The sequence below is a fragment of the Cohnella sp. GbtcB17 genome, assembly GCF_019091135.1.
Taxonomy (GTDB): Bacteria; Bacillota; Bacilli; order Paenibacillales; family Paenibacillaceae; genus Cohnella.
Map to the genome: position 1 here is coordinate 1 of NZ_JAGXJW010000101.1, position 11,469 is coordinate 11,469.

The following is an 11,469-nucleotide window of genomic DNA, read 5'->3' on the forward strand; positions in this document are numbered from 1 at the left end:
TCGATTTTGGCGAAGCTGATTTCTATGACGCCAGCGGCGAGAAGCGGATGTACAAGTACCTATGCGTGAGCTTCCCCTACAGCAATGCCGGTTACGCACAGCTATTCGGCGGTGAAACGGCAGAGTGCGTGGCGCACGGCCTGCAAGATATCTTCCACCGGATTGGCGGCGTGCCGATACGCCTCATCTTCGATAACGCTAGTGGCGTGGGTCGCCGAGTCAGCGAAAGTGTACGGATTGCCGAAGTGTTTCTGCGCTTCAAGGCGCACTATGGCTTTGAGCTTACCTTTTGCAATCCGTACGCTGGTCATGAGAAAGGAAACGTCGAGAACAAGGTCGGTTACATGCGGCGCAACTTCTTTGTTCCCCTCCCGACGGTTACTGACGTGCAAGCATTTAACCACGAATTGCTTGACCGCTGCGAAAGCGACTGGCGGCGCAAGCACTACAAGAAAGGCGCTCCGATTCATTTGTTGTTTGAAGATGACAAAAGGGCGTTTCTCTATTTGCCAAAGTCGCCGTTTGCCGCCTGCCGATACACACGCGTGAAGACCGACGGCTATGGCAAATTCCTGGTCGACGGCAAGCACTTCTACTCGTCTCCCCTCGGCTCCACCATGTAAATCCATAAGCGCATTAGGTTGTGGATTTTTGCTATACTGTACATATGAAACCATAATTATCGATGTTGAGGTGGTTGCCGTGAGCGCCAAAACCGGCCAAGAACTGAAGGAAGTCCTCAAGGCAGCGAGCAAGTCCGTACGAGAAAAAGCTAAGTTAACGGGCGCTCCGCTGTTTTATATGCAAAATGGAAACCGGGTTCGCGAAGATGCAGACGGACGAAAATATGCTCTGATCGTAGATGGCGACGGTAAATTGCTGGAGTTTTCAATTGAATAAGGCGCCAGAGTTCTGCTGGATGCAATGGTGCGGGCAAGTCGACGCTCATAGAGCATTATGGGCAAACCTTTGACACAGTTGTAAACCCAGATCTCATCGCCAAGCATCTGAATCCTTCCAACCCCCGGAGCGCAGATTTGTCGGCAGGGAAGGAAGCGATTCGAAGGATTAGGGAATATTTGAATGGGTATCGATCTTTTGCGATGGAAACGACGCTTACCGGCCAATATGTGATCAAGCAGATGTCGACAGCCCGAGCTGCCGGGTTCAAGGTTTACTTTTACTACATTGGTCTGCAGAATGTCCAGATGCACATTGACCGCGTCAAGACTCGCGTTCTTGAGGGCGGGCATTACATCGCCCCTTCAGATATCATCCGACGGTACGCAGTGTCACTTCGAAATCTGAAGGCTGCGCTGGAACAGGCGGATGTGGCCGTAATCCTCGATCTATGGATGGAGAAATAGCAACTTGAGCGGTTGCTCTTTATAAATATGAAGAGTTTGATTTAATCGCAATGCATGTAAAAGCTATTATGCCAAGAAGGCAATAAAGTCTTAGCTTTTGTAGTCAAGCAAGATAAGGGAGGATATAATGCCACCTCTCTAAACAATCGCACGGTGGAAAGTTGTGGATTTGCCCCGTCGCGTTTCGGCTCCACCATAAGAACTCTGACCGCATGAGGTCAGAGTTCTTTGCTATGAAGCCACCGACATCGTGCTATGTATCTCTTTTGTTCGATTGCGTTTTACCATGCTATGGAAATATACTCTATTTGAATCTACATGAGGCAATAAATATTAATTCTGACGCCGTATCAACGACAGGAAAAGGTGATAATGGTTTGCGATTAATAATGAGCATAACAGACAGAGATGTCCTCAGCGGGGAATCTATATATCTAAATGAAGTATCCAGATTTGCTTCCAGAGGTGTGCTCGTCAATAGCAGCGGGCAGGTGGCCATGATGGAAATGACGGCGCTCAACCTGTACAAGCTCCCCGGCGGCGGTCTTGAGGAGGAGGAGGATAAAGCAGAAGCATTCTTGCGCGAGATCAGGGAAGAAACGGGTTATGACGCTGTTGTTACTCATACTCTTGGATATATTGACGAACATAAATTTAAAAATCAATTCATGCAACGATCCTATTGCTATATCGCCAAGGCGGTGAGCCAACAGGGGGACGTGGCATTATCTGAAGATGAAATTCAATTAGGTATGCGAATGAGATGGATGAGCATCGAAGACGCTATCGCAAAAGTCCGATTCCCGATCGTCAATTGCGAGGATTACTCCACGAGGTTTATGCTCCTAAGGGATTTTACGATTCTGAAGCATGCTTCTCGATGGTTAAGCAAAGGAGAGGCTATGCATGGGTGATCACGTTTGGACGATCTTTGTTGCGGGAGAAGCGGGGGAATTCCCGAATTTATATCCGATAGGCTCATTTCAAGGACGAAGAGACAAATAACCTTACATAATCTGATGGAGGCGCCTGATTATGCGCATCAGACGGGCTTATATAGAAGATATCGAAGCACTCATTCTCATGCGTTGGGAATTCACGCTGGAGCATCAGCCTGAGATGAGCGACGATCTCGAGCTATTTGCCGCCGAGTGCAGAGCGTTTTTAGAGGAAGCGATTCGCGGTGAACGTTGGCACATCTGGCTGGCGGAAGTCGAAGGTGTCATCGCATCGCACATTTACATTCAATTGATCGATAAAGTGCCGCGGCCAGGGAGAATTACGTATCCTTTCGCCTACATGACCAATGTTTATACGGATCCTGCTTACAGATCGCAGGGAACTGGGAGCGAGCTGCTCAAGGCGGTTCGGACGTGGGCGACGGAGAACAAGCTTGAATTCATCATCGTATGGCCGAGCGATGAGAGCAGGGAATTCTATAGGCGAAACGGCTACACGCTATGCAATGATCCGATGGAGCTGCATTTATAACCGAAAAGCAAGCCAGACGTATGAATTCTTCCGCTTGAACATACCGTGCAAGTAACCGGTAATTTACCAAAGGAAGAAAGGTAGGGGCGGCTATGGTCGGAAGCTATGCGGAAAAAGTATGGCGGCAGATGGTACAGAATCACTCAGGGAACTGGGGGATGGATATCAACCAATGGGACTGGGTGCCTGGGGTTGGCGTCATTGCGCTGCTGGAATACTACGAGGCGACGCGCGATGAGCAGGTGCTCGCCTATCTGCAGCAATGGGTAAAGCGGAACGAGGCGAAGGCCAAGGGGAAAGCGGTGATTAATTCGATCGCGCCTTTTGCGATCTTTCCGGCTCTGTACCGATTGACCGGGGACGTTCACTTCAAGGAGGAAGCGGTGCGCATCGCCGAATGGCTGCTGCATGAGGCGCCGCGGACGCGAGAGGAAGCCTTCGAGCATACGGTGACGGAAAACGTGGCGTTCTCCGAACAGGTGTGGGCGGATACGATTTTCATGGCGGTGCTGTTCCTGGCGCGTACGGCTTCTCTCGTCGGAAGCAGGGCATACGCCGAGGAGGCGTTGAAGCAGGTGCTGATTCATTTGCGCTTGCTGCAGGATCCACAGACCGGCGTGCTGTTCCACGGCTGGAACTGCGCTTCGGGCGATCATATGTCGGGCGCGCGCTGGACGCGGGCGAATGCCTGGATTGCTGCAGGTGTCCCGATGATCGCAGCGGAAATTGACGGGCTGGTCAACATCCCGCAGGAGCTGAGGGAGCGTTACGGTCGCCTGATGCGCGGGCTCCTCGCTTTTCAGCAGGAGGATGGCCTCTGGAGCACGGTCATGGACCGGCCTGACTTTTACAGAGAAGTGTCGGGCAGCGCTGGTATCGCTTACGGTCTTCTGAAAGCGGCCGAGCTGAAGCTGATCCCCGATGAAGAGGAGTATGCGATGGGAGCGGAGTATGCGTATCGCGCGATCGTTCCGTATATAACGGCAGATGGAGTGGTCAATGGAGTATCCGGCGGCACGCCGGTGATGCCAACGATCGAAGCGTACCAGAATGACGTATCGACGTATCCAACCCTGTACGGACAAGGCCTGGTGCTCATGCTGCTCGCCAAAATATCGCAAAGGAGCGCCTAGATCATGCGAAACGCCGAGCTTCTCGCCTCGATCCTAGCAAAAGATCAAGCCTACGATGCCGACGCCAAGTTGGTTCGGGTGCCCATGACGAAGACTTATCACACGGCGCTAAAGCAGGAGTCGCATCCTTTCGCTTACGAGCTGTACGTTTCCACCTGCTATGCGTTCGATCTGCTGCGGTATGGCGGCGAGGCGTATGCGAAGCGGGCGGCGGACATTCTGGAGGTTATCGTTAAGCGGCAGGATCAAGATCCGAGCCGTTCGACGTACGGGATCTGGCCGTATTTCGAGGAGGAGTCGCTGGACGAGATGGACCGCCCCGACTGGAATATGGCGGATTTTCACGGCAAGAAGCTCGTGCTGATTTTAAAAAATCATGCGGAGCTTCTCCCGCCTTCGCTCATTACAAAGCTGCGCAGCGCCGTGTATCACGCCTGCCAGGCTATCATTATCCGCAATGTCGGCCCGAATTACACGAACATTGCCATCATGGGCGCGCTCGTTACGCTGCTTGGGGGAGAGCTGCTGGGCCAGGAAGAAATTCGCAGCTATGGCGAACGCCGTCTTCGCACGTTTCGAGACTACACGAAGGCGATCGGCACGTTCTCGGAGTACAACAGCCCTTGCTATACCCCGATCGCGATCGAGGAACTGCACGGCATCTACGCGGAGTCGAGCACGGCTGGGGCGGTAGGGGACGCAGAGGAGCTGCTGGATCTGGCCTGGCATATGACCGCGAAGCACTATCACCCTGCGACGGGCGCGTGGAGCGGTCCGCACAGCCGGACGTACAGCACGCAGCTGCGGCCGAACGAGATGGCTTTTCTTGAAAGCGCCCTAAAGCAGGAGCGGGAGCAGGAACAGGAACAGGGCACGAAGCAAATTCGTTGTCCCGAGAAATATCGCTATTTATTCACCTCGACGGAGGAGCGCTACTTCACGGAGCCGACGCTGAAGGCGGACGAAACGGGGTACCAGAACTATGCGACAACGTATCAGAACGAGCGGCTGTCGCTTGGCAGTTATACGTCGGGCAGCATGTGGAACCAGCGCCGCAACCTGCTCGGTTACTTGGACAGTGGAGGCGGCCGTGCCGTGTCGATCCAGCTGCAGTTTTTGAAGGACGGAAAAGACTTCTGCTCGGCCATCTTCACGGGCGTGCAGTCGCGCGGGCAGGCACTATTCGCCTTTAACCTGGCGACGGATAACGGCGGGTGGCATCAGGATCTGGACATCATAAACGGCAGGTTCAGAGCAACGGATTTGCGCATCCGTCTCCTCCTCGGCGGCCATGCGGCGAACGCGGAGCTGCAGTCGACGCAGACGGGCAAACGGTTTGTGACCGCAATCGGAGAAACGACATTGCAGGTGGAGGCCGTGGTGGACCGCTCGGATTACGGTGAACTGCGGTTGCAGGCGGAGCGAAGCGAGGAAGGTCTCGGCCTGGATTATGTGGTCTCGACGGGCGAGGAGCGGGATTTCGATTTTCATGCGCTGGAGCGGGCGGTCTGGATTTTTGCGCTGTCGCTCGGCGAGGATGGGCCGCTGCCGGTTGTCGACGTCCAGGAGAACGAAGCGTGGCTGACCGCATCCATTCGGACAGATGAGGGCTTGGCAGCCATCACCGTGCCGCAGAAGCCGCGGAAGACAGGCGAGCTTTACAAGGAGAATCAGGTACAACTGCCTCCTGCATTGCTTAGGTAAATGGCGTAAACAAATGGTGTGAAGAATGAGATAAGCCTTCAATGCTGCTTCGGCAGGTTGGAGGCTTTTTGTTACTCGCCGGGTGGTATGGACGATGGCAACGGTTCGGTTGCGCTTTAGCTCGGGCAGTGATCCTGAATCAGCTTTACAAGCGTTTGAAAGTCATATTGATGATTGACCATATCGACCGTCATATCTTCGGCTGCTTTCTGATCCATTTTAAAGCGACACCCGTTAAGGTTCAAAAAAACCACGAGAGCGGTAAATGCCGTCCTCTTATTCGCATTCTGAAAGGGGTGATTTTGTCCTAGAGATTCGAAAAGGGCAACTGCCTTTTCAAATACGGAAGGATAAGCATCTTCCCCGAAAGCCGAGGATTGGGGCCTGGCAGCAGCTGATTCTAGCATACCGCCGTCTTTGACGCCAATGAGTTCGCCGGGACTATATTTCTGTATCATCGCGACATTAATGGCTACGACCTCGTGGATGGTTAGGTAACGAATGGTCATGTTAACGATCCTTTAATCCCTTCAAAGTCTCATCATACTGTCCCATCACTTGTGATAAAGTCTCTAGGAATTCGTTGCTTATACCTGTCGGCAATGCTACTTTATTCGCTTTTCGAATAACAATTTCGCCGTCGTTTTCTTTTACGTCAATATGCACCGTATCGCCAAGTTCAAGACCGATTTGCTTTAATGCTTCGGTCATTGTGATTCCCAAGCTGTTTCCGAACTTTGTTACTTTTCGTTCCATCTCGTTCACCTTTCCCCTAAACGTTTTCTCCTTGTTATACTGTTTGACCGTATGACAATTATATATTTAAAATGAGTGCCTATAAAGACAGCCGCTTCATTTATTAATGCGCATTCCCTATTGACAGCGGCATTGCCTCTGGAATAAAGTGTAAACCAATGATACGAATAAAAGCAGTGAAGAGGACAAGTAAACGTTCGTCGCGTTGCAGAGAGCTGCCGGCCGGTGCGAGGCAGCAACGCTGAGCGTTGAATCATCGCCTCCGAGCAGGTCCCCGAACGCGAGTAGGCGGACACGGCATCCCGCCGTTAACCGGGAGCATCATTGTTGGATGATGGCAGAGCGGGCGTATGCGAGTATACGTCAACTAGGGTGGTACCGCGGATCGACTCCGTCCCTTGAGGATGGAGTTTTTTTGCGTTTGTTTCCAATAAGGTTCAGAGGAGAGGCGAGCGGTTATGGAGATGTACACGGATCGGTTGAAACTGCGATTGGTCGAACCTGTTGATGCGGAGCCTATGGAGCTGCTGATCAACGACAAGGAAATTGCGCGAACGACGCTGGGTATTCCGCATCCGTACCCGTCTGGAGCGGCAGCCGCGTTTATTCGACGCAGGCAAGAGGCTGCGGAGAAAGGGGAGGGCTTTTCGTTTTCCGTCCTCGATCGACTCTCTGAGACGTTTATGGGTATCGTGGGACTTCGGATCGATCCGGCGCACCATCACGCTGAACTGGCCTACTGGTTGGGCAGAGCGCACTGGAACCAAGGCTATTGCTCGGAAGCGGCGCAGTGCGTATTGCGCTTCGCGTTGCAAGACTTGAAGCTGCATCGCATATGGGCGGCGGCGATGACGCGGAATCCGGCTTCGTTTCGCGTGATGGAAAAGATGGGAATGAAGCATGAAGGGGTTTTTAGGGGACATGTGTTAAAGGACGGCGCGTACGAGGATTTGACCTATTATGCCTTGCTGCGTTCGGAGCTGTCGTAAGTAAGGTTAACCGCATTAAAGGAGGTCTTCGTTTGGAAACAACACTTAACGGCACAAAATTAGAGGTTATTCAGGGAGATATCACGCAATCCTCGATGGCGTGCATCGTGAACGCGGCCAATAGCAGCTTGCTTGGCGGCGGGGGCGTGGACGGGGCGATCCACCGCGCAGGCGGGAGGCGAATATTGGACGAGTGCGTGCGAATCCGAAGCGAACGGGGCGGGTGCCCTGTCGGAGAGGCCGTCATCACGACGGGAGGAAACTTAAAGGCCCAGTATGTGATTCATACGGTGGGGCCTGTCTGGAAAGGCGGCAAAAACGGCGAAGCCGAGAAGCTGGGCAACTGCTACAGGAGCGCGCTCCGGCTGGCCGAGGAGCATGGTATCTCGAGCCTTTCTTTTCCGAATATCAGCACGGGCATCTACGGTTATCCCAAGGAACAAGCCGTCGATGTAGCGATCGAGGCGGTTACCGACGTACTTGCGCGCAAGCAGGCGTTCGAGCGGATTCAGTTCGTATGCTTTGACCGCCAGAACTATGATTTGTACGTGGAACGGGTGGGCGCGCTGTGATTTAGCTATAGTTATCCCCTAGTTATTAACGTTATCAACAGGATATAAACAACATGTGCACAGAGTTGTGCACATGTTCTCTTACAACAATTCAACGGCGCTTCACAGTACGTCCAGATCCATGCCATACTTCTAAACGCAAAGCGGTAATCCGTCCTCTTTCACATAATAAAAATTGATTTATCCCCAGGTTACCCACGGGTTGTGCACAAAATTATGCACATGTGGACGCAACTCACACGCATCTTGACCTCTACGCAATGTACGTCTTACCCCGCAAAACGCAATTTTATTCATGGATAACAATGTCGCATTCGCGCAACCTATACGGATGCTCGGCCAAGTCTGCCCAATGTGGCGCCGAGGCACCGGAATTCGGAAACGTGGAGGGACTCGTAGTGGAAAACTTATATACGGCAACCGTGACGGTCACGGGAGGCCGCGAAGGCAAGCTGACTTCAAGCGACGGCGTGCTGCAGCTTGAGCTTCGGATGCCGAAGGAGCTCGGCGGAATGGGCGGCGCTGCGACGAATCCGGAGCAGCTGTCCGCCGCCGGTTATGCGGCATGTTTCGAGAGTGCGCTGAATCTGGTATGCCGCCGGCATGAGGTCAAATACGAAGCTACCGAGGTGACGGGCAGCGTCACGATCGGCAAAGACACGGACGGGGGATTCGCCTTGGCCGTGGCGCTTGCCGTGAAGCTGACTGGCGTCGAGCGTGCACTCGCCGAACAGCTGACCGCCGAGGCGCACCAGGTATGTCCTTATTCCAAGGCGACGCGAGGCAATATCGATGTGAAGATTAACGTCGTTTAACGACGCGGCGTCCGACATACGCAAATAAGACACCGCGAACCTTTTTGCTAAAAGGCCGCCGGTGTCTTATTCTTGTTAGAAACAAGGTTGTTAACGGTCGATATTCTCAGTGCCGCTGGCGGATTGGCCTTGCTCGAACGCTTCGGCTGCTTCCTCCGCGGAAAACTCGGTATCGTCCTGACCGGGCACGGGCAGCTTGTTCAGCTCGGTCGTCTGAACTTCCGCCTTGGTCGGCTCGTTTTGGTTATTTGTCATGGGGCACCTCCTTGGACTATTTTTACAACCATTCCAGCATGCCACTTCTTGGACAAGAATATGTGCGCCATGTAGAGGAGGCGGAACGAATGCGCGGGATGCAAACGATCACCCTGGGCATGGGCTGCTTCTGGTCGCCGGAAGCGATGTTCGGCGCGTTGCCCGGGGTTATAGAGACGCGAGTAGGTTATGCAGGCGGTACGACGGCGCAGCCGACTTATCGTGAGATGGGGGATCACTCCGAGACGGTCGAAGTTGCATTCGACGCCGATCTGATTTCGTATGACACACTGCTGGAGACGTTCTGGAACAACCATAACCCCGTTAATATTAACGGCTATAAAGGAAGGCAGTATCAATCATTGCTTCTATACCGCGACGCGGATCAGGCCGCGACATTTAATCGGGTTAAGGAGCGGATGGAGGCGGCCAAAGGACAGGCGCTGGAGACGGAGATCGCTCCCTTCACGGCGTTTTACCCGGCTGAAGCGCGGCACCAGAAGTATTATCTGAAAAGGTATCCGGACGCGATCGGGCAGCTGAGCGGGCTGTACGAAACGGAAGAAGCGTTCATCCGTTCGACGCTGGCGGCACGGCTCAACGGTATCGCCAAGGGCTATGCGAATCTGGCACCCGTCCTGCGCGAGATTCAGGACTGGCCGATCGAACCGGGCGAGCGGAACGCCTTGATTGAACGGGTACGGCAGATACGGTGGTAGATGGTAATGCGCGGGGAATTATCGTATCATGAAGAACCGACATTCGCGGATTTACAAAGGGGAATCAGAATGAGCGAACCCAGCTTCAACGATTATAAATTAAGCGACGACATACGCCGGGCTTTGGACAGCATGGGTTATGTCAAGCCGACCGAAGTGCAAACCAAAGTCATTCCCGTCGCGCTGCAGAAGAAGGATATGACCGTCAAGTCTCACACGGGGAGCGGGAAGACGGCTGCGTACGGGATTCCGATCTGCGAGATGGTGGAGTGGGAAGAGAACCGCCCGCAAGCCTTGATCCTGACGCCTACGCGCGAGCTGGCCGACCAGGTCAAGGAAGATATGATGAATATCGGCCGATTTAAACGGATCAAGGCAACCGCGATTTACGGCAAGCAGCCCTTCGCCAGGCAAAAGATTCAGTTGGCGCATAAAAACCATGTCGTCGTCGGGACGCCGGGGCGGGTCATGGATCATATCGAGAGAGACACGATCGACCTCGAGCAAGTGAAATATCTGGTCATCGACGAAGCCGACGAGATGCTGAGCATGGGATTCATCGAACAGGTCGAGAAGATTATCCGCGAACTGCCGAAGGATCGTATGACCCTGCTGTTCTCGGCGACGCTGCCCAAGGATGTCGAACGCCTGTGTCACAAATATATGAAGCAGCCGCTCGATATCGAGATTCAGACGGAGGGCAGAACGACAAGCCAGATCGAGCATGCGCTCTACATGGTGAAGGACGACGACAAACTGAATCTGCTCAGGGACGTCGCCACGGTCGAAAATCCGGACAGCTGCATCATTTTTTGCCGGACGCAGGTCAGGGTTGACGTCGTATTCAAGGAACTGCACAAGCACGGATACCCCTGCGACCGAATCCACGGGGGCATGGAGCAGGACAATCGCTCCCAGGTCATGAACGAGTTCAAACGCGGAGAGTTTCGTTATCTGATCGCGACTGACGTTGCCGCGAGAGGAATCGATATCGATAATATTAGTCTGGTCATCAACTACGACTTTCCCCAGGAAAACGAGAGCTACGTGCATCGGACCGGCAGAACCGGACGAGCGGGCAATAGGGGGAAAGCGATCTCCTTCGCCACGCCGAACGAAGAGAAGTTTGTAATCAACGTGGAGCGATATGTCGGTTTTGATATCCCACGGAGAAATAACCCCTCCAAAGATGCGGTGACGTATGCCCAAGCGTCCTTTGATGCGAAGATCAAGAGCAAGGCAGGCGTCAAAAAAGACAGGAGCGCCCGATTGGACGAGGAGATCCTCAAGCTCTACTTCAACGGCGGGAAGAAAAAGAAGATCCGGGCGGTGGATTTCGTCGGCACGATCGCCAAGATCGAGGGCGTATCGGCGGAGGATATCGGAATTATTACGATCGAGGACAATGTGTCCTATGTGGATATTCTTAACGGCAAAGGCCGCCTGGTATTGAACAAGATGCAAGAGACGACGATCAAAGGCAAGCTGCTGAAGGTACGAGTAGCGAACAAGAAATAGAAGGACGTATCCGCCTCGCAGCCGACAAATTTTTTGCTTTTCAAAAGCGGACGGTTGTGGTTTAATATACTTAATATTTCCAGCGGTGAAGCACACCGAGGGTCTGAAAATGGCTTGTCTATGCGGATATTTAACATTTATCAGCGATTT

General features: G+C 53.2%; 15 protein-coding genes and 1 other annotated feature. Of the genes, 12 read left to right on the forward strand and 3 right to left on the reverse strand.

Going from position 1 to position 11,469, the window contains the following annotated elements; translation table 11 throughout:
- From KVT38_RS32010 to KVT38_RS32040, 7 genes are all read left to right on the forward strand, one after another.
- On the forward strand, positions 1 to 623 hold a 623-nt coding region (locus KVT38_RS32010), incomplete at its 5' end, for a transposase (protein ID WP_483298209.1).
- Positions 624 to 702: 79 nt separating this feature from the next.
- Positions 703 to 900, forward strand: coding sequence for a hypothetical protein (locus KVT38_RS32015; RefSeq protein WP_217597813.1), 198 nt, complete (start codon positions 703 to 705; stop codon positions 898 to 900).
- Positions 901 to 1,103: 203 nt separating this feature from the next.
- Entirely contained in the window at positions 1,104 to 1,367 is a 264-nt protein-coding gene (locus tag KVT38_RS32020; RefSeq protein ID WP_217597814.1) for a hypothetical protein, read from the forward strand.
- Positions 1,368 to 1,756: 389 nt separating this feature from the next.
- On the forward strand, positions 1,757 to 2,281 hold the full coding sequence (locus KVT38_RS32025; protein ID WP_256455308.1) for an NUDIX hydrolase: 525 nt from the start codon (positions 1,757 to 1,759) through the stop codon (positions 2,279 to 2,281).
- Between the two features lie 121 nt (positions 2,282 to 2,402).
- Entirely contained in the window at positions 2,403 to 2,858 is a 456-nt protein-coding gene (locus KVT38_RS32030) for a GNAT family N-acetyltransferase (protein ID WP_217597815.1), read from the forward strand.
- A gap of 92 nt (positions 2,859 to 2,950) precedes the next feature.
- A complete protein-coding gene (locus KVT38_RS32035; protein ID WP_217597816.1) occupies positions 2,951 to 3,991 on the forward strand; it encodes a glycoside hydrolase family 88/105 protein in 1,041 nt (346 codons plus the stop codon).
- Between the two features lie 3 nt (positions 3,992 to 3,994).
- Positions 3,995 to 5,695, forward strand: a complete 1,701-nt coding sequence (locus KVT38_RS32040) for a hypothetical protein (RefSeq protein ID WP_217597817.1) — start codon at positions 3,995 to 3,997, stop codon at positions 5,693 to 5,695.
- 116 nt (positions 5,696 to 5,811) lie between these two features.
- Here KVT38_RS32040 and KVT38_RS32045 read toward each other — a convergent pair whose 3' ends face one another.
- Together KVT38_RS32045 and KVT38_RS32050 are read right to left on the reverse strand one after the other, a co-directional pair.
- On the reverse strand, positions 5,812 to 6,204 hold the full coding sequence (locus tag KVT38_RS32045) for a type II toxin-antitoxin system death-on-curing family toxin (protein WP_217597818.1): 393 nt from the start codon (positions 6,202 to 6,204) through the stop codon (positions 5,812 to 5,814).
- 1 nt (position 6,205) lies between these two features.
- Positions 6,206 to 6,451, reverse strand: a complete 246-nt coding sequence (locus KVT38_RS32050) for an AbrB/MazE/SpoVT family DNA-binding domain-containing protein (protein ID WP_217597819.1) — start codon at positions 6,449 to 6,451, stop codon at positions 6,206 to 6,208.
- A gap of 167 nt (positions 6,452 to 6,618) precedes the next feature.
- Positions 6,619 to 6,853, forward strand: a binding site (T-box leader).
- A 56-nt stretch (positions 6,854 to 6,909) separates the two neighbouring features.
- Between KVT38_RS32050 and KVT38_RS32055 the strand changes: the two genes are divergently transcribed.
- The 3 genes from KVT38_RS32055 (at position 6,910) to KVT38_RS32065 (ending at position 8,827) form a co-directional block, all read left to right on the forward strand.
- On the forward strand, positions 6,910 to 7,440 hold the full coding sequence (locus tag KVT38_RS32055) for a GNAT family N-acetyltransferase (RefSeq protein ID WP_217597820.1): 531 nt from the start codon (positions 6,910 to 6,912) through the stop codon (positions 7,438 to 7,440).
- Between the two features lie 32 nt (positions 7,441 to 7,472).
- Positions 7,473 to 8,012, forward strand: coding sequence for an O-acetyl-ADP-ribose deacetylase (locus KVT38_RS32060; protein WP_217597821.1), 540 nt, complete (start codon positions 7,473 to 7,475; stop codon positions 8,010 to 8,012).
- Between the two features lie 398 nt (positions 8,013 to 8,410).
- The gene (locus KVT38_RS32065; RefSeq protein WP_217597822.1) at positions 8,411 to 8,827 is read left to right on the forward strand and encodes an organic hydroperoxide resistance protein; all 417 of its coding nucleotides are present in this window, start codon (positions 8,411 to 8,413) and stop codon (positions 8,825 to 8,827) included.
- Positions 8,828 to 8,917: 90 nt separating this feature from the next.
- Here KVT38_RS32065 and KVT38_RS32070 read toward each other — a convergent pair whose 3' ends face one another.
- Complete coding sequence (locus KVT38_RS32070) at positions 8,918 to 9,082, reverse strand: hypothetical protein (protein WP_217597823.1); 165 nt, start codon at positions 9,080 to 9,082, stop codon at positions 8,918 to 8,920.
- An 89-nt stretch (positions 9,083 to 9,171) separates the two neighbouring features.
- Between KVT38_RS32070 and msrA the strand changes: the two genes are divergently transcribed.
- Together msrA and KVT38_RS32080 are read left to right on the forward strand one after the other, a co-directional pair.
- Complete coding sequence (gene msrA / locus KVT38_RS32075; protein WP_254639718.1) at positions 9,172 to 9,801, forward strand: peptide-methionine (S)-S-oxide reductase MsrA; 630 nt, start codon at positions 9,172 to 9,174, stop codon at positions 9,799 to 9,801.
- A gap of 69 nt (positions 9,802 to 9,870) precedes the next feature.
- Positions 9,871 to 11,319 carry a DEAD/DEAH box helicase gene (locus tag KVT38_RS32080; protein WP_217597824.1) on the forward strand — a complete coding sequence of 483 codons (1,449 nt, stop codon included), beginning with the start codon at positions 9,871 to 9,873 and terminating at the stop codon, positions 11,317 to 11,319.
- Positions 11,320 to 11,469: the final 150 nt, after the last annotated feature.

Coding starts and splice junctions, on each gene's coding strand:
- KVT38_RS32020 (WP_217597814.1), top strand. CDS start 1,104: ATGGAAACGACGCTTACCGGCCAATATGTGATCAAGCAGATGTCGACA.
- KVT38_RS32025 (WP_256455308.1), top strand. CDS start 1,757: ATGAGCATAACAGACAGAGATGTCCTCAGCGGGGAATCTATATATCTA.
- KVT38_RS32030 (WP_217597815.1), top strand. CDS start 2,403: ATGCGCATCAGACGGGCTTATATAGAAGATATCGAAGCACTCATTCTC.
- KVT38_RS32035 (WP_217597816.1), top strand. CDS start 2,951: ATGGTCGGAAGCTATGCGGAAAAAGTATGGCGGCAGATGGTACAGAAT.
- KVT38_RS32040 (WP_217597817.1), top strand. CDS start 3,995: ATGCGAAACGCCGAGCTTCTCGCCTCGATCCTAGCAAAAGATCAAGCC.
- KVT38_RS32045 (WP_217597818.1), bottom strand. CDS start 6,204: ATGACCATTCGTTACCTAACCATCCACGAGGTCGTAGCCATTAATGTC.
- KVT38_RS32050 (WP_217597819.1), bottom strand. CDS start 6,451: ATGGAACGAAAAGTAACAAAGTTCGGAAACAGCTTGGGAATCACAATG.
- KVT38_RS32055 (WP_217597820.1), top strand. CDS start 6,910: ATGGAGATGTACACGGATCGGTTGAAACTGCGATTGGTCGAACCTGTT.
- KVT38_RS32070 (WP_217597823.1), bottom strand. CDS start 9,082: ATGACAAATAACCAAAACGAGCCGACCAAGGCGGAAGTTCAGACGACC.
- msrA (WP_254639718.1), top strand. CDS start 9,172: ATGCGCGGGATGCAAACGATCACCCTGGGCATGGGCTGCTTCTGGTCG.
- KVT38_RS32080 (WP_217597824.1), top strand. CDS start 9,871: ATGAGCGAACCCAGCTTCAACGATTATAAATTAAGCGACGACATACGC.